Origin of the sequence: Pseudomonas sp. (assembly GCF_036387035.1) — a bacterium.
Classification (GTDB): Bacteria; Pseudomonadota; Gammaproteobacteria; order Pseudomonadales; family Pseudomonadaceae; genus Aquipseudomonas.
Window position 1 is genome coordinate 18,791 of sequence record NZ_DASVUM010000127.1, and the last position, 20,017, is coordinate 38,807.

The 20,017-nt window shown below is 61.9% G+C and carries 20 protein-coding genes; 17 read left to right on the forward strand and 3 right to left on the reverse strand.

From position 1 onward, the window contains the following. The first annotated feature begins 62 nt into the window (after positions 1–62). Together VF672_RS12120 and VF672_RS12125 are read left to right on the forward strand one after the other, a co-directional pair. The gene (locus VF672_RS12120; protein WP_331104831.1) at positions 63–995 is read left to right on the forward strand and encodes an ABC transporter ATP-binding protein; all 933 of its coding nucleotides are present in this window, start codon (positions 63–65) and stop codon (positions 993–995) included. Then, a complete protein-coding gene (locus VF672_RS12125; protein ID WP_331104832.1) occupies positions 992–1,771 on the forward strand; it encodes an ABC transporter permease in 780 nt (259 codons plus the stop codon). The genes VF672_RS12120 and VF672_RS12125 overlap by 4 nt, the downstream gene beginning before the upstream one ends. 183 nt (positions 1,772–1,954) lie before the next feature. Here VF672_RS12125 and VF672_RS12130 read toward each other — a convergent pair whose 3' ends face one another. Further along, complete coding sequence (locus VF672_RS12130) at positions 1,955–2,476, reverse strand: DUF2062 domain-containing protein (RefSeq protein WP_331104833.1); 522 nt, start codon at positions 2,474–2,476, stop codon at positions 1,955–1,957. Positions 2,477–2,628: 152 nt separating this feature from the next. Between VF672_RS12130 and VF672_RS12135 the strand changes: the two genes are divergently transcribed. The 8 genes from VF672_RS12135 (at position 2,629) to VF672_RS12170 (ending at position 9,722) form a co-directional block, all read left to right on the forward strand. After that, positions 2,629–4,845, forward strand: coding sequence for a DNA internalization-related competence protein ComEC/Rec2 (locus tag VF672_RS12135; protein WP_331104834.1), 2,217 nt, complete (start codon positions 2,629–2,631; stop codon positions 4,843–4,845). A gap of 94 nt (positions 4,846–4,939) precedes the next feature. Further along, on the forward strand, positions 4,940–5,614 hold the full coding sequence (locus VF672_RS12140) for a MotA/TolQ/ExbB proton channel family protein (RefSeq protein WP_037013163.1): 675 nt from the start codon (positions 4,940–4,942) through the stop codon (positions 5,612–5,614). Next, on the forward strand, positions 5,611–6,042 hold the full coding sequence (locus VF672_RS12145; RefSeq protein WP_331104835.1) for a biopolymer transporter ExbD: 432 nt from the start codon (positions 5,611–5,613) through the stop codon (positions 6,040–6,042). The genes VF672_RS12140 and VF672_RS12145 overlap by 4 nt, the downstream gene beginning before the upstream one ends. Beyond that, entirely contained in the window at positions 6,042–7,037 is a 996-nt protein-coding gene (gene lpxK / locus VF672_RS12150) for a tetraacyldisaccharide 4'-kinase (RefSeq protein WP_331104836.1), read from the forward strand. The genes VF672_RS12145 and lpxK overlap by 1 nt, the downstream gene beginning before the upstream one ends. A gap of 17 nt (positions 7,038–7,054) precedes the next feature. Further along, the gene (locus tag VF672_RS12155; protein WP_003174668.1) at positions 7,055–7,240 is read left to right on the forward strand and encodes a Trm112 family protein; all 186 of its coding nucleotides are present in this window, start codon (positions 7,055–7,057) and stop codon (positions 7,238–7,240) included. Beyond that, positions 7,237–8,001, forward strand: coding sequence for a 3-deoxy-manno-octulosonate cytidylyltransferase (kdsB, locus tag VF672_RS12160; protein ID WP_331104837.1), 765 nt, complete (start codon positions 7,237–7,239; stop codon positions 7,999–8,001). The genes VF672_RS12155 and kdsB overlap by 4 nt, the downstream gene beginning before the upstream one ends. A gap of 46 nt (positions 8,002–8,047) precedes the next feature. Next, on the forward strand, positions 8,048–9,067 hold the full coding sequence (gene murB / locus VF672_RS12165; RefSeq protein ID WP_331104838.1) for a UDP-N-acetylmuramate dehydrogenase: 1,020 nt from the start codon (positions 8,048–8,050) through the stop codon (positions 9,065–9,067). 58 nt (positions 9,068–9,125) lie between these two features. Further along, entirely contained in the window at positions 9,126–9,722 is a 597-nt protein-coding gene (locus VF672_RS12170; protein WP_331104839.1) for a nucleotidyltransferase family protein, read from the forward strand. A gap of 87 nt (positions 9,723–9,809) precedes the next feature. Here VF672_RS12170 and rne read toward each other — a convergent pair whose 3' ends face one another. Beyond that, on the reverse strand, positions 9,810–13,112 hold the full coding sequence (rne, locus tag VF672_RS12175; protein WP_331104840.1) for a ribonuclease E: 3,303 nt from the start codon (positions 13,110–13,112) through the stop codon (positions 9,810–9,812). A 713-nt stretch (positions 13,113–13,825) separates the two neighbouring features. On the opposite strand from rne, the gene rluC reads away from it, so the two are divergent. Genes rluC through sppA form a run of 3 tightly spaced genes read left to right on the forward strand, consistent with a single transcriptional unit; the run spans position 13,826 to position 16,452 of the window. Continuing rightward, positions 13,826–14,782 carry a 23S rRNA pseudouridine(955/2504/2580) synthase RluC gene (rluC, locus tag VF672_RS12180; protein WP_331104841.1) on the forward strand — a complete coding sequence of 319 codons (957 nt, stop codon included), beginning with the start codon at positions 13,826–13,828 and terminating at the stop codon, positions 14,780–14,782. Beyond that, positions 14,772–15,452 carry an HAD-IA family hydrolase gene (locus VF672_RS12185; RefSeq protein ID WP_331104842.1) on the forward strand — a complete coding sequence of 227 codons (681 nt, stop codon included), beginning with the start codon at positions 14,772–14,774 and terminating at the stop codon, positions 15,450–15,452. The genes rluC and VF672_RS12185 overlap by 11 nt, the downstream gene beginning before the upstream one ends. Positions 15,453–15,459: 7 nt before the next feature. After that, the gene (gene sppA, locus VF672_RS12190) at positions 15,460–16,452 is read left to right on the forward strand and encodes a signal peptide peptidase SppA (protein ID WP_331104843.1); all 993 of its coding nucleotides are present in this window, start codon (positions 15,460–15,462) and stop codon (positions 16,450–16,452) included. A gap of 61 nt (positions 16,453–16,513) precedes the next feature. Here sppA and VF672_RS12195 read toward each other — a convergent pair whose 3' ends face one another. After that, entirely contained in the window at positions 16,514–17,092 is a 579-nt protein-coding gene (locus VF672_RS12195) for a nucleoside triphosphate pyrophosphatase (RefSeq protein ID WP_331104844.1), read from the reverse strand. A 106-nt stretch (positions 17,093–17,198) separates the two neighbouring features. On the opposite strand from VF672_RS12195, the gene VF672_RS12200 reads away from it, so the two are divergent. The 4 genes from VF672_RS12200 (at position 17,199) to fabD (ending at position 20,010) form a co-directional block, all read left to right on the forward strand. After that, on the forward strand, positions 17,199–17,726 hold the full coding sequence (locus VF672_RS12200; RefSeq protein WP_331104845.1) for a YceD family protein: 528 nt from the start codon (positions 17,199–17,201) through the stop codon (positions 17,724–17,726). A gap of 13 nt (positions 17,727–17,739) precedes the next feature. After that, the gene (gene rpmF, locus VF672_RS12205) at positions 17,740–17,922 is read left to right on the forward strand and encodes a 50S ribosomal protein L32 (protein WP_003179396.1); all 183 of its coding nucleotides are present in this window, start codon (positions 17,740–17,742) and stop codon (positions 17,920–17,922) included. Positions 17,923–17,926: 4 nt separating this feature from the next. Then, a complete protein-coding gene (gene plsX / locus VF672_RS12210; RefSeq protein WP_331104846.1) occupies positions 17,927–18,934 on the forward strand; it encodes a phosphate acyltransferase PlsX in 1,008 nt (335 codons plus the stop codon). Between the two features lie 137 nt (positions 18,935–19,071). Next, complete coding sequence (gene fabD / locus VF672_RS12215; protein ID WP_331104847.1) at positions 19,072–20,010, forward strand: ACP S-malonyltransferase; 939 nt, start codon at positions 19,072–19,074, stop codon at positions 20,008–20,010. Positions 20,011–20,017: the final 7 nt, after the last annotated feature.

Here is a 20,017-nt window from a genome sequence, read left to right on the forward strand (position 1 = left end):
CCGGCGATTGCACTTTCGTTCGTTTATCCAGCCCTTTTCATTTTATTGGTGTGTGTTCAGTCATGAGTTCAGCCCTGTCCATCCGGCAGCTAACCAAGACCTACGGCAACGGTTTCCAGGCCCTCAAGGGCATTGATCTGGACGTCGCCGAGGGTGATTTCTTCGCATTGCTCGGCCCTAACGGCGCCGGCAAATCCACCACCATCGGGATCATCTCGACCCTGGTCAACAAGACCAGCGGCACGGTGAACATTTTCGGTCACGACCTCGATCGCAACCCGGCGCAGCTCAAGCGCTCGATCGGCGTGGTGCCGCAGGAATTCAATTTCAACCAGTTCGAGAAGACCTTCGACATCGTCGTGACTCAGGCGGGCTACTACGGCATTCCGCCGAAGATCGCCAAAGAGCGGGCAGAGCAATACCTGACCCAGCTCGGGTTGTGGGACAAGCGCGATGTGCCTTCGCGCTCGCTTTCCGGCGGCATGAAACGCCGCCTGATGATCGCCCGCGCGTTGATTCACGAGCCGCGCCTGTTGATCCTCGACGAGCCTACCGCCGGTGTTGATATCGAACTGCGTCGCTCGATGTGGACCTTCCTCACCGAGCTGAACGAGAAGGGCATCACCATCATCCTGACCACGCATTACCTGGAGGAGGCTGAGCAGCTGTGCCGCAACATCGGCATCATCGACCACGGCACGATCATCGAAAACACCGGCATGAAGACGCTGCTCAACAAGCTGCACGTCGAGACCTTCCTGCTGGATCTGCGCGATCCGCTGCAGGTGGCGCCTCAGCTCAACGGCTACCCGGTGCAGCTCGTGGATAACCACACGCTCGAAGTGCAGGTCGACAAGACCATTGGCATCACGTCGCTGTTCAGTCAGTTGTCGTTGCAGAACATCCAGGTCTTGAGCCTGCGTAATAAAACCAATCGCCTTGAGGAGTTGTTCGTGGGTCTGGTCGAGAAGAATCTGGCGAAGGTGGCGATATGAGCTCGGAGCTGCGCCCCAACCTGGTGGCCCTGAACACCATCGTTTATCGCGAAGTCCGGCGCTTCATGCGGATCTGGCCGCAGACCTTGCTGCCGCCAGCGATCACCATGGTTCTGTACTTCGTGATCTTCGGCAACCTGATCGGCCGGCAGATCGGTGACATGGGTGGCTTCACCTACATGCAGTACATCGTGCCCGGGCTGATCATGATGTCGGTGATCACCAACTCCTACGGGAACGTGGTGTCGAGCTTCTTCGGCGCCAAATTCCAGCGCTCGGTCGAAGAATTGATGGTTTCGCCCGTCTCGCCTCACACCATCCTGATCGGTTACACCATCGGCGGCGTGCTGCGCGGGTTGGCGGTAGGGGTGATTGTCACGATCCTGTCGATGTTCTTCACTGACCTGCAAGTGCATCACTTGGGCGTGACCGTGATCGTGGTGCTGCTGACCGCGACGATCTTCTCGCTGCTGGGCTTCATTAACGCCGTGTTCGCGCGCAACTTCGATGACATTTCCATCATCCCGACGTTCGTGCTGACCCCGTTGACCTACCTGGGCGGGGTGTTCTACTCGATCAATCTGCTGCCGCCGTTCTGGCAAACCGTTTCGCTGGCCAACCCGGTGCTGCACATGGTCAACGCCTTCCGCTTTGGCATTCTCGGCGTGTCTGACATCAAGATCAGCATCGCCCTGGCGTTCATGGTCGTCGCAACCATCGTGCTGTATCTGGGTTGCGCGCGGTTGCTGGTGAGTGGACGCGGGATGCGTCAGTAGTACGCCGTAACTTGTGGGAGTGAGCTTGCTCGCGAAGGTGGTACATCCGCCAGATTGATCGTTGCCACGCTCTGCGTGGTAACGGCGCCCCAAACGCTCTGCGTTGCCAGTGACGCGGAGCGTCAAAAGAGGCATTACCACGCGGAGCGTGGGAACGATCATGCATCCGCTGACAACCTCGTCCTAACCTTCCTTACGCCGCACCTGACGCGCCTTCCACTGCCGTCCGACCCACCACCGCCAATACGCCATCGTGCCGAAATACCCCGCTACGCCCAGCACCACTCCCGCCACCACCGACCCCAGCAAAAACGGCTGCCACAAGGTGGACAGCTGCCCGCTGATCCAGTCCCAGCTCAGCTCGTCCGGGAAATGCCGTGGCGGCAGGCCCATGAGCAACGCGCCGATTTTGTAGGTGCAATAGAACACCGGCGGCATCGTCAGCGGGTTGGTCAGCCAGCACAGGCTCGCGGCAATCGGCAAGTTGGCCCTCACCCAGATCGCCAGCACGGCGGCTAGCAGCATCTGCAACGGCATCGGCATCAATGCGGCGAACAGCCCGATACCCATAGCGCGTGCCACAGAGTGTCGATTGAGGTGCCAGAGGTTGGGATCGTGCAGAAGCCGGCCAAGAAAGCGTAAGGATTTGTGTTCCCGGATGCTGTTCGGATCGGGCATGTACCGCTTGATCAGGTGACGTGGCATACGGGAATCCGGCAGGTGGGCGGGAAATTCGGGGAAGTATGCACGGATAGTCGCAAACGCAAATTCAGACTTTGTGACAATTAATAAGCGCGCGGGCCGGCGCATCAGCTAAGCCATGGAAGTCGATTTCGCCCGCAGACAAGGAAAGCCCCATGCGCACAGGAATGCTCGCGCTCGCACTCGGATTGCTGACGTTGCGTTTTTTGCCGGTCTTGCCGCCGGTCTGGTTGTGGCTCGCCATGCCCGTGGTGGCGCTGATGCTGCTGCCGTTTCGCTCCTACCCCCTGGCGTTTTACCTGTTCGGCCTGACGTGGGCCTGCGTTTCGTCATCATCGGCGCTGGACGACCGGCTGAGCGAGCGCCTTGACGGTCAGACGCTCTGGCTGGAAGGCCGCGTCGTCGGGCTGCCGCAGACAATCGACGGGGTGGTTCGCTTCCAGCTGGACGCGCCCGTTTCACGGCGTGCCCGGCTGCCCGAACAGATCCGCGTCGGTTGGTACGGTGGCCCGCAAATCAGCAGTGGTGAGCGCTGGCGTCTGGCGGTCAAGCTCAAGCGCCCGGGCGGGCTGGTCAATCCCGGCGCGTTCGATTACCAGGCTTGGCTGCTGGCCCAGCGCATTGGCGCCACCGGCACCGTGGTGGACGGCCAGCTGCTGGAGCCGGCCCGCGGCAACTGGCGCGACAGCATCCGCCAGCGCCTGCTGAGCGTGGATGCGCAGGGCCGGCAGGGCGGGCTGGCGGCGCTGGTCCTCGGTGACGATTCCGGGTTGAGCACTGCCGATTGGCAAGTCCTGCAGGACACCGGCACCGTTCACTTGCTGGTGATCTCCGGGACGCACATCGGCTTACTCGCGGGTTTGCTCTATGGACTGATCGCCGGATTGGCGCGATGGGGCGCGTGGCCGCCGTTTCTGCCGTGGCTGCCATCGGCCTGTATCACGGCTTTCATGGGTGCGCTGGCGTATGGCCTGTTGGCGGGTTTTGAAGTGCCAGTGCAACGGGCCTGCATCATGTTGGGGCTGGTGCTGCTCTGGCGTCTGCGTTTCCGGCATCTGGGCGCCACGTGGCCATTGCTGCTGGCGCTGAATCTGGTGCTGATTGCCGAGCCGCTGATCACGTTGCGCCCTGGGTTCTGGCTGTCGTTTCTGGCGGTTGCGATCTTGATGCTGATTTTCAGTGGTCGCCTGGGGCGATGGCGCTGGCTGCAAAGCTGGAGCCGCGCGCAATGGCTGATCGCGGTGGGGCTGTTGCCGGTGCTGCTGGCGCTGAACCTGCCGGTCAGTGTCAGCGGCCCGGCCGTCAACCTGCTGGCCGTGCCCTGGGTGAGCCTGTTGATCTTGCCGCTGGCATTGCTCGGCACGCTGTTTCTGGGAATAGCGCCTGTCGGCGAAAGCTTGCTATGGCTGGCCGGCGGCTTGATGGACGGCTTGTTCCGGTGGCTGACGTTCATGGCCGATCTCGCCCCTGCATGGACCGGCCCGCACGTGCCGATGTGGGTCTGGCCGTTGAGCCTGATCGGCGCATTGCTCCTATTGCTGCCTAACGGCCTGCCGATGCGCCCGTTGGGTTGGCCTTTGCTGTTGCTGTGCATCTTCCCGCCGCAGAAAACCGTGCCTGTTGGCCAAGTTGAAGTGCTGCAACTGGACGTGGGACAGGGCCTGGCCGTGCTGTTGCGCACGCATGACCACGCCTTGCTGTACGACGCCGGACCGCGCTTTGGTGATTTCGACATTGGCGAGCGCGTGGTCTTGCCGGCGATCCGGCGTGCCGGCATCAGTCGGCTGGACACGCTGCTGCTCAGCCACGCGGATGCCGACCATGCCGGTGGCGCCGCTGCCATTCGCAAGGGCATGCCCGTTGCGCGCGTGCTGACAGGCGACGTAGGGCGCATGCCTGCAGAACTGTCAGCCGAGTCCTGCCGTAATGGGGAAACATGGACGTGGGATGAAGTCACTTTCGCCACCTGGATATGGGAGCACGCCGCCGAAGGCAATCAGGCTTCGTGCGTGCTCAGCGTCGAGGCCAACGGCGAGCGGCTGTTGCTCACCGGGGACATCGACGTGGCAGCGGAACGTGCGATGCTCGACGACGGGTTCGACGTGAGCGCCGACTGGCTGCAATCCCCCCACCATGGCAGTCGCAGCTCGTCGTCCCGGGCGTTTCTGCGCGCGGTCGGTGCGCGTGGCGTGCTGATCTCCCGAGGCCGCAACAATGCGTTCGGTCATCCCCACCCGCTGGTCGTGTCGCGGTATGCGTGGTCCGGCATGCAGATCCACGACAGTGCAGAACTGGGCGCCATCACCGTGCAATTGGGGGCCCGGGATGCTGCCCGTGCCGAACGTGAGACGCGACGCTTCTGGCGCGACTGACGGCTGACGGGAATGCTAGTTATTCATCGACACGTTCGGCGAGGCGCCGACGCTATGTTAGAGTGGCGCCACTTTTTTGAGGGGGGTGGTCGCTGTGTGGGAGCTGGTCAAATCAGGTGGCTGGATGATGCTGCCGATCATTTTGAGTTCCATCGCCGCCGTCGGAATCATCATTGAACGCCTCTGGACCCTGCGCGCCAGTCGCATCACGCCGCCGCACCTGCTCGGTCAGGTGTGGCGCTGGATTCAGGACAAACAGCTGAGCGCCGAGAAGCTCAAGGAACTGCGCGCCGATTCGCCCCTGGGTGAAATCCTCGCCGCCGGTCTCGCCAATTCGCGTCATGGTCGGGAGATCATGAAAGAGTGCATCGAAGAAGCGGCCGCTCGCGTGATTCACGATCTGGAGCGCTATCTGGCGACCCTCGGTACTATCGCTGCCATGGCGCCGCTGTTGGGGCTGCTGGGCACCGTCCTCGGCATGATCGACATCTTCAGCTCGTTCACCAGCAGTGGCATGACCGGCAATGCCGGCATGCTCGCCGGCGGTATCGGCAAGGCCCTGATCTGCACGGCCTCGGGCCTGACCGTCGCGATCCCCGCGATCTTCTTCCACCGTTACCTGCAAAGCCGGGTCGATGAGCTGGTCGTGGGCATGGAACAGGAAGCCATCAAGCTGGTGGAAGTCGTGCAGGGTGACCGTGACGTTGACCTCACCGACGCCAAACCTGACCTCAAGGCCGCCGCGCGCGGTGAGGGCAAGAAGAAGTGAAATTCCGCCGTCGCAAGCCCAGGGAGACCATCGACATCAATCTGGTGTCGCTGATCGACGTGGTGTTCATTCTTTTGCTGTTCTTCGTTGTGACCACCACGTTCACCCGGGAAACCCAGCTGCGCGTGGACCTGCCGCAGGCGGTGACCGGTGCCTCGGCCGATGATGTCGACAAAAAGCACCTGGACATCACCATCAATGCCGATGGCGTTTACTCGGTGAACAGCACCCTGCTGGGCGACAGCAAGCTGGAAACCCTGATGGACGCCTTGCAGAAGGAGTCCGAGGGCGACACCAGTCTGCCGCTGTCGATCAGCGCCGACGGCAAGACCCCGCACCAGGCGGTGATTACCGCCATGGACGCCGCCGGCAAACTCGGTTTTGCCCACTTGAGCATGACCACCGTCGAGGCCGCATCGGCTAACTGATGGCATTCACTGACCGACTGCTCGACGCCTGGTACACGGGCCATCCGGCGCTGGCGCTGTTGCGTCCGCTCGAATGCCTGTACCGACGCGTGGTGAACCGCAAGCGCGCGCATTTTCTCGCAGGGCAGGGCGGCATCTATAAAGCGCCCGTTCCGGTCGTGGTCGTCGGCAACATCACCATCGGCGGGACGGGCAAAACGCCGTTGATTCTCTGGATGATCGATCATTGCCGGGCGCGCGGGCTGCGCGTCGGTGTGGTCAGCCGGGGCTACGGCGCCACGCCGCCGAGCCTGCCCTGGCGCGTACTGCCGCAACAGTCTGCCGAGCATGCAGGCGATGAGCCGCTGCTGATCGTCAATCGCACCGGCGTGCCCATGATGATCGACCCGGATCGCTCGCAAGCCGTGCGCGCCCTGCTGGCCGAGGAGCCCCTGGATCTGATTCTCTCGGACGACGGCCTGCAGCACTATCGCCTCGGCCGCGACCTTGAACTGGTGCTGATCGATGCCGTTCGCGGGCTTGGCAATCGCCGCTGTCTGCCGGCGGGCCCGTTGCGCGAGCCGGTCGAGCGACTGCACAGCGTCGATGCGCTGCTCTACAACGGCGCCGCCACGGACCGCGAAGACGGCTATGGCTTTCAGCTCAAGCCCTCGGCGCTGGTCAACCTGCTGACCGGTGAACGCCGGCCGGTCGATCATTTTCCGCCCGGCCAGCAGGTCCACGCGGTGGCGGGCATCGGTAATCCGCAACGTTTCTTCAACACCCTCGAAGGGCTACACTGGCGGCCTGTTCCACATGCGTTCGCCGACCACGCCGTATTCAGTCCCCAGGCCCTGTCGTTCACCCCGGCGCTGCCGGTGGTCATGACCGAGAAGGACGCCGTCAAATGCGCGTCCTTCGCCGCACCCGACTGGTGGTACCTGGCCGTGGAAGCAGTGCCTTCGTCGGCATTCGTCAGTTGGTTCGATTCGCAGTTAACCCGTCTTTTGCCATGAATCGCTCAGGATCTCTTATGGACACCAAATTGCTCGACATTCTTGCCTGCCCGATCTGCAAGGGTCCTCTCAAGCTCAGCGCCGACAAAACCGAGCTGATCAGCAAAGGCGCCGGCCTTGCCTACCCGATCCGCGACGGCATCCCGGTGATGCTGGAAAGCGAAGCGCGCACCCTCACCACCGACGAGCGTCTGGACAAATGACCGCAGCGTTTACCGTTGTCATTCCGGCGCGCTACGGGTCGAGTCGCTTCCCGGGCAAGCCGCTGAAAACCATTGCCGGCAAGCCGATGATCCAGCACGTCTGGGAACAGGCCCGCAAGAGCAGCGCAGAGCGTGTGGTGGTTGCTACGGATGATCCACGCATTGTGGAAGCCTGTCAGGCGTTCGGCGCCGAAGTGCTGATGACCCGCGATGACCACAACTCCGGCACCGACCGTCTGGCTGAGGTCGCCGCCAAACTGGGACTGGCCAGCGACGCCATTGTGGTCAATGTGCAAGGCGACGAGCCAATGATTCCGCCGGCCGTGATCGATCAGGTCGCCGATAACCTTGCCGCTCACCCCGAGGCGCGCATGTCGACCCTCGCCGAGCCGATAGAAGACGTGGCATCGCTGTTCAATCCCAACGTGGTGAAGGTCTGTTCCGACCTCAATGGTCTGGCGCTGACGTTCAGCCGCGCGCCATTGCCCTGGGCGCGTGATGCCCTGGCGAAGAGCCGCGACGAGCTGCCGGAAGGCGTGCCGTATCGTCGCCACATCGGTATTTATGCCTACCGCGCCGGGTTCCTGCACGACTTCGTCAGCTGGGGCCCTTGCTGGCTGGAAAACACCGAAAATCTCGAGCAGCTGCGTGCCCTCTGGCATGGCGTGCGCATTCACGTGGCCGACGCACTGGAAGCACCACCGGCCGGCGTCGACACCGCCGAGGACCTCGAACGCGTTCGTCGTCTGCTTGAGGCTTGATGAGCATGGGTCTGGCAGTCCTCCCCCTGTTTTTGCGGATAAGACCATGACGCTGAAGGTTCAGAATGACGTGTCGCTCAAGCCGTACAACACGTTCGGCGTCGAGGTACGAGCCAGGCGTTTTGCCGAGGCGTTCAGCGACGACGACGTGCGCGAAGCGCTGGTGTATTCGACCCGTCACGACGTGCCGCTGATGGTCATCGGCGGTGGCAGTAATCTGCTGCTGACCCGTGATGTCGATGCGCTGGTGTTGCGCATGGCCAGCCGGGGTGTGCGCTTGACCCATGAAGACTGCGGCGGCGCCATTGTTGAAGCGGAGGCGGGCGAGCCCTGGCACCTTTTCGTCCAGGACACGCTGGCACAGGGACTGGCCGGGCTGGAAAACCTCAGCCTGATCCCCGGCACCGTCGGCGCTGCGCCGATGCAAAACATCGGCGCTTACGGCGTTGAGCTTAAGGACGTGTTCCACAGCCTCACCGCGATGGATCGGGCCAGCGGTGAGCTCAGGGAATTTGCCTTGGCCGACTGCGAGTTCGGCTACCGGGACAGCGTGTTCAAGCATCAGCCGAATCGCTGGCTGATCCTGCGCGTTCGCTTCAAGCTCAGCTATTCAGCGAGCCTTCATCTCGATTACGGGCCTGTGCGTCAGCGGCTGGAAGAGCAGGGAATCAAAGACCCTTCTCCGATGCACGTAAGCCGAGCGATCTGCGCCATTCGCAGCGAGAAGCTGCCGGACCCTGCGACACTCGGCAATGCAGGCAGTTTTTTTAAAAATCCCTTGGTCTCCGCCGAGCGCGCTGCCGTCATCAAGCTCAATCATCCAGGCATGGTCGGCTACGCTCAGGCCGATGGCCAGGTGAAGCTGGCCGCCGGCTGGTTGATTGAGCAGGCGGGCTGGAAGGGCTTTCGTGATGGCGACGCCGGCGTTCACGCGCTGCAGTCGCTCGTGCTGGTCAATTACGGTCACGCGTCGGGCACGCAGTTGTTCGGTCTCGCCCAGCGAATCCAGGCGGACATCCTGGAGCGCTTCGGTGTTGCCCTGGAAATGGAACCTAACCTCTATTGACCGGGGCGGCTTCCCCCGGCTCAGGCGTCAGTCAGCGTGTAACCCATGAGGGGTGAACATGAGCGAAACCCTGTGTGCCGTCGTGCTGGCGGCGGGTCTGGGCAGCCGTTACCGAGCCGTGGCGGGTCAACACCGCAACAAGCTTCTGGCGCAATGCCTCGGGCGTGATGGCACGGAACGATCCGTACTCGAGCAGGTGCTGGCCAACGTCAGCCCCGTCGTCGATAAAACCGTTTTGCTGACAAGGTCCGACTACTGCAGCGTCGCCGAGCTGGGCCTGCGCCAAGGCTGCGAAGTGGTGGTGCTGGATTCACCCGGCATGGGCGACAGCATCGCCGCTGCGGTTTCAGCTGAGCCTGACCACCGCGGCTGGTTGATCGCATTGGGCGACATGCCCTTTATCGATGCCAACACACTCCAACGGGTGGTTCGCTCGGTGGAGGACGACGCTATCAGCGTACCTGTCCACTGCGGACGGTATGGCCACCCGGTCGCCTTCGGCCGTGCCTTCGGGCCGGCCCTCATGGCCCTTGTCGGCGAGAAAGGCGCGAAGCGGCTGTTCCACGGTGCGCGCATCAACGAGATCGAGGTCGATGACCCGGGTGTGTTGTGGGATGTGGACGTGCCCGCTGCGCTGGTCTATCCGCCGCGCTGATTTCACCTCCAGCCAACCTTGGCCCTGACGGCCAGGCATAAAAAAGCCCCACCTGCTCTCACAGGTGGGGCTTTTTAGTGTCGGCCGTTAAACGAGCGGTTTAGGCTCGTCGTGCTCGGCACGTTCTGCAGCCTGCGGCGCAGCAGTCGAGGCTTGCGCCTCTTTCTGCTGACGCTCGGCTTCCAGGCGACGACGGCGCACTTCACGAGGATCGTTCGGTGCACGGCCATTGCTGGCCATCGGCTGCGCAGGCTTCTCTTCTACGGCGGGTTCTGCAACCGGCGCCTGAGGCGGCTCGACGGCAACGGGCGCCGCGACGATTTCCGGCGCTGCGGTCTGAGCCGGCGATTCGATCACCGGCTCGATGGCCGCTTCAGTCGCTACAGGCTGCTGAACGGTCGGCTCAACCACCACCGGCGCTTCGAACTCAGGCGCTTTGGCTTGCACCGGCTCTGTAACCTGGGCAGGTTCGGCAACCTGGGCAGGCTCAGCAGCGTTGGCAGGCTCGGCAGCCTGAACAGGCTCAACGACGTGAACCGGCTCAGCAACGGCCACTTCAACGACTTCACGGACCGGCGCTGGATTTGGAACGTCGACAGCCACAGGCACTTCATCAGCGACCGGGGTCTCGGCACTTGCTGGCAAGTCGGTGGACTCGGCTTCAGCGGCTGCTTTGACCTGACGTTCGAACGGGCTCAACGACGCGTCGAATGTTGCGACTTCCACTTCCGGCATGACCGAGCGTCTGGCTTCAGGCGCAGGGGTCTCGACGGCTGGGGCTTCAGGCGCTGCTTCGTGGGCCTGAGCGACCGGTACTGCTTCGGTGGCACGTTCAGCCTGACGATGGGCATCCGCTTCGGCAGTGGCGCTGATCACGCGCTCGGCAACAGCCGCGACGCTTGCAACAGCGGTAACGTCGCCGCGGTCGGCGTTCGCATGGACTTCGTCGTGGGACGCCTGACCAAGCTCGCTGCCGTCGCCGTCATTTGCTTCTGAGCCTTCTGAGCCTTCTGAACCTTCGGCGCCTTCGCTGCCCTCGATTTCATTGCCGTTGGCATCACGCTGACGCTCGCGACGGTTGCTGCGACGACGCTGACCGCGTGAACGACGACGAGGGCGATCGCCTTCGGCGTGCTCCTGGTTGTCATCCTGCTGCTCTTCACTGGTCGACAAGGTTTCGTCTTCGGCAGCAACGGCAGCCAGTTCAGCGCGTGGTTGACGCTCTTCACGCGGTGGACGTGGCTGGCGCTCTTCACGCGGTGCGCGCTCAGGGCGCTCTTCGCCAGGCAGGTTGACTGCCGGTGCAGCGTCCAGTGGCTCACGCAGTTCACGCACACGCTCTTCACGAGGCTTGCGGTCTTCACGAGGAGCACGTGGCTGACGCTCTTCGCGTGGGGCGCGGGCAGGGCGTTCTTCACGCGGTGCGGTGGTGTCTTCACGGGCTTCGCGCGGTGCGCGCTCTTCACGTGGGGCACGTTCTTCGCGAGGCGCGCGTTCTTCGCGATCGGCACGCGGCGCACGTTCTTCACGCGGCTTGCGTTCTTCGTCACGGCGACCGTTACGGCTGCGGCTTTGCTGACGGCCGTTACGGCGCTCATCGTTGCGCGCAGGGCGTTCGGCAGCCGGTTTTTCGACCACGGCGGCAGGCGCCGGAGCAGGTTCTTCCTTGGACGCGAACAGGCTGACCAGGGATTTCACCAGGCCTTTGAACAGGCTTGGCTCATGGGCGGCCGGTGCAGGTGCAGCAGCGACTGGCGCGGCGGCTTCTACCGGAACTGGCGCATTGGCGCGGGCCGGAGCGGTCTTGACGGCTGCTTCCTGGCGAACCAGCGTGCGGGTCGCGGCTGCAGGCGGTGCAACTTCCTCAACCTCGGCGGCAGCGGCAGCAATTTCGTAGCTGGTCTGCAGGTTGTGCGCTTCCGGACTGTCATCACGCAGGCGCTGCACTTCAAAGTGCGGCGTTTCGAGGTGGTCGTTCGGCAGAATGATGATGCGAGCGCGGGTGCGCAGTTCGATCTTGGTGATCGAGTTGCGTTTCTCATTGAGCAGGAAAGCTGCGACCGGAATCGGCACTTGAGCCCGCACTTCAGCGGTGCGGTCTTTCAGCGCCTCTTCTTCGATCAGGCGCAGGATGGCCAGCGAAAGCGATTCAACGTCACGGATGATGCCGGTGCCGTTGCAACGCGGGCAGACAATGCCGCTGCTCTCGCCCAGGGAAGGACGCAGACGCTGACGGGACATTTCCAGCAGGCCGAAGCGCGAAATGCGACCGACCTGAACGCGGGCACGGTCGGCTTCGAGGCTTTCACGGACCTTCTCTTCCACGGCGCGCTGGTTCTTGGCCGGGGTCATGTCGATGAAGTCGATGACGATCAGGCCGCCGATGTCACGCAGACGCAGTTGACGGGCGATTTCCTCAGCCGCTTCAAGGTTGGTCTGCAGGGCGGTTTCTTCAATGTCGCTGCCTTTGGTGGCACGCGCCGAGTTGATGTCGATGGACACCAGTGCTTCGGTTGGATCGATGACGATGGAACCACCGGAAGGCAGTTCGACGACGCGCTGGAAAGCGGTTTCGATCTGGCTTTCGATCTGGAAGCGGTTGAACAGCGGAACGCTGTCTTCGTAGAGCTTGATCTTGCTGGCGTACTGCGGCATCACCTGACGGATGAACGTCAGCGCTTCTTCCTGTGCTTCGACGCTGTCGATCAGCACTTCGCCGATGTCCTGGCGCAGATAGTCGCGGATGGCGCGGATGATGACGTTGCTTTCCTGATAGATCAGGAACGGCGCGGAGCGGTCGAGGGAGGCCTCTTTGATCGCGGTCCACAGCTGCAGCAGGTAATCGAGGTCCCACTGCATTTCTTCGCTGCTGCGGCCAAGGCCGGCAGTACGAACGATCAGACCCATGTCGGCAGGAGCGATCAGGCCGTTCAGCGCTTCACGCAGCTCGTTGCGCTCTTCGCCTTCGATGCGACGCGAAATGCCGCCGGCGCGCGGGTTGTTCGGCATCAGGACCAGGTAACGGCCGGCGAGGCTGATGAAGGTGGTCAGGGCTGCGCCCTTGTTGCCACGTTCTTCTTTCTCGACCTGAACGATGACTTCCTGGCCTTCGCTCAGGACGTCCTTGATGTTGACGCGCCCTTCAGGGGACTTCTTGAAGTATTCGCGGGAGATTTCTTTCAGCGGCAGAAAGCCGTGACGCTCGGAGCCAAAGTCGACAAACGCGGCTTCAAGGCTGGGTTCGATACGCGTGATCCGGCCTTTATAGATGTTGGCCTTCTTCTGTTCGCGGGCCCCGGACTCGATGTCCAGGTCGTATAGGCGCTGGCCGTCTACCAGCGCAACACGCAACTCTTCGGGTTGAGTTGCGTTAATCAGCATTCTTTTCATGTAGTACCGTCGGTTTCCGGGCTGCCGGAAACGGCGTTCGGCACACACGACTTCTCACGGTCGGTGTCAGGGCACGTCAGGAGTGCTTGAACACTCCAGTGTCTAACGAGGTTCGGCCAGCGGGGCCGAGTCGCGACGACGTTCCTGCTTGCTGTGGTGACAAATGACACCCTGTCAGCAAAAGCTTTGTCAGGAGGAGGAATCAACCATCGGTAGCGGACGATATGAAGCGTCTTGAATAAAGCCTTCTGCTACACAGTCCGACGGTTGTGCGTCTCCACCCCACACGTATCCCTGATAATTCGGGTGCTGCCGCGCGCTGAATCCGCAGCGGGTTGCATTTATCGCAATCTTCCATGGGAAGGTCGCGCGTCATGGCTCAAATAAGGCATGGTTTCCGAAACGTTCGCCCGGAGCGACTGCCAGCGACTGCACTTTGTGAACTGGCCTTGAACGTGGGCCTCGACGGCGAGTGACTCACTCCGCGATCGGGCTTGTTTCAGGCCTCATGTCACCTGCGCTCGTTACGCTTGCTGATCTTCCGTTGTCACCGAAAGCCCCGTAGGACGGCCTCGCGCCCTCGTGAATTGCGTTGGTCAGGGCCGGTTGTCATACCGTTTGTCCGCTGTCCAGGCCGCTTTTGGCGGCGTTCGCGACTATAGCAGCAATCATTAAGTGCTTCAAATCCATAAAAAATTGTTATGATTTGCGCCATGACGAATATCACCCCCCCAACCCCCGGCGTCCGGCTGGTAGAGGTTGCGCCGGAACTTGCCGGTCAACGCATCGATAACTTTCTGATCACGTACCTCAAGGGCGTCCCCAAGACCTTGATTTACCGCATTTTGCGCAAGGGCGAAGTGCGTGTGAACAAGGGTCGGATCAAGCCCGAGTACAAGCTTCAGGCCGGTGACATCGTGCGCGTCCCACCCGTTCGAGTGCCTGAGCGCGACGAGCCCGTGCCCGTCGCCCAAGGGCTGCTGCAGCGCCTGGAGGCCGCCATTGTCCACGAAGACAAAGGCCTTATCGTTCTCAATAAGCCCGCCGGGATCGCGGTTCACGGTGGCAGCGGGTTGAGCTTTGGCGTGATCGAAGCTTTTCGTCAGTTGCGCCCCGATGCCAAGGAACTGGAGCTGGTCCATCGCCTTGACCGAGACACCTCCGGGCTGCTGATGATCGCCAAGAAGCGCAGCATGTTGCGCCACCTGCACGAGCAGTTGCGCGGCGACGGTGTGGACAAGCGGTACATGGCGCTGGTCCGTGGCAACTGGCCGACCGCACAGAAGCAGGTCCGCGCGCCGTTGCTCAAGAGCAATCTGCGTTCCGGCGAGCGCATGGTCGAGGTGAACGATGAGGGCAAGGAAGCGCTCACCCTGTTCAAGGTTTTGCGCCGCTTCGGAGACTTCGCCACCATGGTCGAAGCCCGGCCCATCACCGGTCGTACCCATCAGATTCGCGTGCACGCCTTGCACGCCGGTCACTGCATCGCCGGTGACCCCAAGTACGGCGAAGAGGATTTCAGTCGCGAAATACGTGATCTGGGTGGCAAGCGTTTGTTCCTCCACGCATACGCCCTGACCGTGCCGCTGCCCGACGGTGGCGAACTGAAGCTTGAAGCGCCCGTCGACGAAATGTGGGCCAAAACCGTGGAGCGACTGCTTGCGCCCTGATTACGAACTGCTGATCTTCGACTGGGACGGCACGCTGTCCGACTCCATCGGTCGCATCATCGACGCCATGCAAGCCGCCGCACGCCTTGCCGGGCGCCCGGTGCGGGACGACGAGGCGATCAAGGCCATCATCGGCCTGGGTTTGCCGGAGGCGATTCGCACACTGTATCCGGACATCACCGCCAACGACCTGATCGATTTTCGTCAGCACTACGCCGACCGTTACATGGCGCTGGACATCGAGCCGTCCAAGCTGTTCGAAGGCGTGCGTGAATCGCTGGAGGCTTTCCGTGCCGAGGGCTATCGTCTGGCGGTCGCCACGGGTAAAGCCCGGCGAGGTCTGGATCGAGTGCTCAAGGCCCATGGCTGGCAGGACTACTTTGATGCCACGCGTGCGGCGGATGAAACCGCGAGCAAGCCCGATCCGCTGATGCTTAATGAAATTCTGCAGCATTGTGGTGTCAGGCCCGAAAAGGCACTGATGATTGGCGATGCTTCGTTCGATTTGCTGATGGCGCGTAACGCCGGCATGGATTCAGTGGCGGTCGGCTATGGCGCGCAGGCGCTGGGCTCTCTGCTTCAATACCAGCCGCGACTGGCGATCGAGCACTTTTCCGAATTGCGCACCTGGTTGGGTGCGCGGACTGCTGAAACTTCGTTGTTGGGGTAACTGATTTATGTCGGACGAATGGAAATCCCCGTCTTCGCCAGAGCGCGACGACGCAGGGGACGCAAAGAGCTGGAAACTGCTGGAAAAGACGCTGCTGGCCAGCGTGCAGGAGCAGCGTCGCTCACGGCGCTGGGGGATCTTTTTCAAATCCCTGACCTTCCTCTATCTGTTTGGCGCGCTGGCGCTGTTCTCGCCGCTGATGGATTTCGGCAAGGGCGCTTCACGCAGCACCAGCCACACGGCGCTGATCGAGGTGAAGGGCATGATCGCCGACACCGAGCAGGCCAGCGCCGACAACATTGTTGGCAGCTTGCGGGCAGCGTTCGAAGACGAGAAAACCAAGGGCGTGATTCTGCGCATCAACAGCCCGGGCGGCAGTCCGGTGCAGTCCGGTTACATCTACGACGAAATCCGTCGCTTGCGCGCCAAGAAGCCGGACATCAAGGTGTATGCCGTGATCACTGATCTGGGTGCGTCCGGCGCCTACTACATCGCCAGCGCCGCCGACCAGATCTACGCAGACAAAGCCAGTCTGGTGGGTTCGATCGGGGTGACGGCGGCGGGTTTTGGTTTCGTCGGCACCATGGAGAAGCTGGGTGTTGACCGTCGTACCTATACGTCCGGCGAGCACAAGGCGTTCCTTGACCCGTTCCAGCCGCCAAAGCCGGACGAGACGGCCTTTTGGCAGGGTGTTCTGGACACCACTCACAAGCAGTTCATCGCCAGCGTGAAAGCGGGCCGCGGCGACCGCCTCAAGGACAAGGACCATCCGGAGCTGTTTTCCGGGCTGGTCTGGACGGGAGAGCAGGCCGTGGGGCTGGGTCTGGTTGATGGGCTTGGCAGTGCCAGCTACGTGGCGCGGGACATCATCGGCGAAAAGGATATGGTCGATTACACGGTGCAAGATTCCGCGTTCGATCGCTTCTCGAAGAAGATGGGTGCCAGTGTCGCCGAGCAGATTGCAATGTGGGCAGGTTTCAAAGGGCCGTCCATGCGTTGATTCGCTCAGCATCAGGCCTGTATCGCAAAGCCCGGCCATTGGTCGGGTTTTTCGTGTCAGATCAGGGCAGCTCGACGCCTTCGCTCATCAACATGTCCACCAGGCGTATTAAAGGAAGGCCGATCAGGCTGGTCGCGTCCGGGCCTTCGGTGCTGCGGAACAAGCTGACACCCAGCCCTTCGGCCTTGAAGCTGCCGGCGCAGTCGTAAGGTTGCTCGGCGTGGAGGTAGCGGGTGATGCGGGCATCGTCCAGTGCGCGCAGGTGCACGGTGAACGGCACGCAGTCAACCTGGCACTGGCCGGTACGGCTGTTGAAAAGGGCAAGGCCGGTGAGGAAGCTCACGCTGTTGCCGCTGCTTGCCTTGAGTTGTTCAAAGGCGCGCTCGAAGGTGTGGGGTTTGCCGAGGATCTGTTCGCCAAGCACTGCCATCTGGTCTGACCCGATGATCAGGTGGTCGGGGAATTGTTCTGCCAGAGCCATGGCTTTCTCGCGCGCCAGGCGTGTCACAAGGTCGATGGCTGACTCGTTCGGCTGCCGGCTTTCATCGATGTCGGGTGACGCGCAGACGAACGGCAAGCGCAGGCGATTGAGTAGCTCGCGGCGGTAGGGTGAGCTGGAAGCAAGGAGTAGAGGCAGCATGGAGGGCTCCGAAACATGAAAGTCGAGTGTAATCAGCGGCTCAGGTTGCGAACAGGCCTGAATTTCCTTTGACAGTCGTAAGGGTGGTCCCTAGAATGCTGCGCCTATGTTGAATGACCCGATTCCACCTCACGTTGACCCGCGCAAATTAGCTGATCGTGGCACTACTCTTCAGGGAGAGATGCTGCTGGCTGATTTGGAGAGACTCTGCGACCCGCTTGCTGACAATCTCGGTACGGTGCAGGCGAAATTCGTTTTTGAGCGAGACGAGCAGCGCGCTGTGGTTATACACAGTGAACTTGACGTCGAAGTCAAAATGGTTTGCCAGCGTTGTCTTGAGCTGGTCACCTTTCCAATCCACAGCGAATGCAGTTATGCGGTGGTGAAGGAGGGTGCAAACACCCAGTCGTTGCCGAAAGGCTATGACGTGCTGGAACTCGGCGAAGAGCCCATGGATCTGCTGGCGTTGATTGAGGATGAGCTTCTGCTCGCCTTGCCCATCGTTCCAACTCATGATCCGAAAGAATGCCAGCCGCCGGCGGACCTTAATGAGTCCGAACCGAGCGAGGACGAGGTAACGCGGTCCAACCCGTTCAGTGTATTGGCGCAGTTAAAGCGTGACCCAAACGTTTAGGAGTTAATCAATTATGGCTGTTCAGCAGAACAAAAAATCCCGCTCTGCCCGTGACATGCGTCGTTCGCACGACGCTCTCGAGGCTAGCACTCTGTCTGTAGAAAAAACCACCGGTGAAGTTCACCTGCGTCACCACGTATCGCCAGAAGGCGTATACCGTGGCCGTAAAGTGATCGACAAGGGCGCTGACGAGTAATTTCTTGTCCGCTCCGATCATCGCGATCGACGCAATGGGCGGGGACTTCGGTCCCCGCAACATTGTTCAGGCCAGCATCGCCTGCCTGCTTGCTACTCCCTCGTTACACCTGACCCTCGTCGGTCAAGCCCCCCTTCTTGAAGCCCTCATTGCACGCCACTCCGGTGTCGATCGCTCACGCCTGCACGTTGTGCATGCCAGTGAAACCATCACCATGGATGAGCGTCCGTCCCAGGGCTTGCGTGGCAAGCCTGATTCGTCGATGCGCGTCGCGCTGGGGCTTCTCGCCGAAGGAAAGGCCCACGCCTGTGTCAGCGCTGGTAATACCGGTGCCTTGATGGCGCTGTCCCGCTTCGTGTTGAAAACCTTGCCCGGCATCGACCGCCCGGCCATGGTCGCAGCGATGCCAACACAACGCGGTTATTGCCAGTTGCTGGATCTGGGCGCGAACGTGGATTGCACGGCCGAGCATCTTTATCAGTTCGCCGTGATGGGCTCGGTGGCCGCCGAGGCGCTGGGTGTGGTGCGGCCCAGAGTCGCACTGCTTAACGTCGGCACCGAAGACATCAAGGGCAATCAGCAGGTCAAGTTGGCCGCCAGTCTTCTGCAGGCCGCACCGGGGCTGAATTACATCGGCTTCGTCGAAGGCGATGGCCTGTATCGCGGTGAGGCGGATGTGGTGGTTTGCGACGGCTTCGTCGGCAATGTGCTGCTCAAATCCAGCGAAGGCCTGGCATTGATGATTAGCGAACGGATCGAGCGGCTGTTTCGTCGCAACGTCTGGTCCCGTCTGGTAGGGGGGCTGGCCAGACCGCTGCTGAGCCGGCTCAAGGCCGATTTGGCACCGGCGCGGCACAACGGCGCCAGCTTTCTCGGTTTGCAAGGCATCGTGGTGAAGAGTCATGGTTCGGCCGACGCGCTGGGTTTCCAGAGCGCGATCCAGCGAGCGTTGATCGAGATTCAGGAGAACCTGCCACAGCGCTTGCGCGGTCGGCTGGAGGATCTGCTTTAGGGCCTGAACGCGAGTCTTGGGCTAGAATGTGACGCCTGTGACCGCTTGGTCATCCAACTGTCCATCGCAACACATTGAATTACCTCGCGTTCGGCCCGCCGAACGTTCAATTTGACGACAATAATCAGGGGCTTGTTATGTCTGCTTCCGTCGCATTTGTCTTTCCGGGCCAAGGCTCGCAGTCCCTCGGCATGCTGGCCGAGCTGGGCGCGCAGTATCCGCTGGTGCTGGAGACGTTCAAAGAAGCGTCCGCTGCTCTGGGCTATGACCTCTGGGCGCTGACTCAGCAAGGCCCGGAAGAGAGCCTTAATCAAACCGATAAAACCCAGCCTGCCATTCTCACTGCGTCGATTGCGCTGTGGCGTCTGTGGCTGGCGGAAGGGGGCGTTCGCCCGTCCTACGTCGCCGGCCACAGTCTGGGCGAATACAGTGCATTGGTCGCGGCCGGCAGCTTGACGCTCGCCGATGCCGTCAAACTGGTTGAGCGCCGTGGCCAGTTGATGCAGGAGGCTGTACCTGCGGGGCAGGGCGGTATGGCAGCGATTCTCGGTCTGGACGATGCGGTGGTCATTGCCGCCTGCGCCGCAGCCGCGCAGGGCGACGTGGTCAGTGCCGTGAACTTCAACTCCCCCGGGCAGGTGGTGATCGCCGGTGCCAAGGCCGCCGTTGAGCGCGCCATCGAAGCCTGCAAGGCTAAAGGCGCCAAGCGTGCCTTGCCGTTGCCGGTGAGTGTGCCCTCGCATTGCGAGCTGATGCGCCCGGCCGCCAAACGCTTCGCCGACTCGATCGCAGCCATCGACTGGCAGGTGCCGCAGATTCCGCTGGTGCAAAACGTCACGGCCGCTGTGGTCTCCGATCTCGATACGCTGAAATCGGATTTGCTCCAGCAGCTTTACAAGCCGGTGCGCTGGGTCGAATCGATTCAGACGCTCGCGGCCCAGGGCGCTTTGCAACTGGTCGAGTGCGGCCCGGGCAAAGTGCTCGCCGGCTTGAACAAGCGTTGCGCCGATGGCGTGACCACTCACAACCTCAATACCCCAGACGCCTTCGCCGCCGCTCGTGCGGCGCTGGCCTGATTAGGAG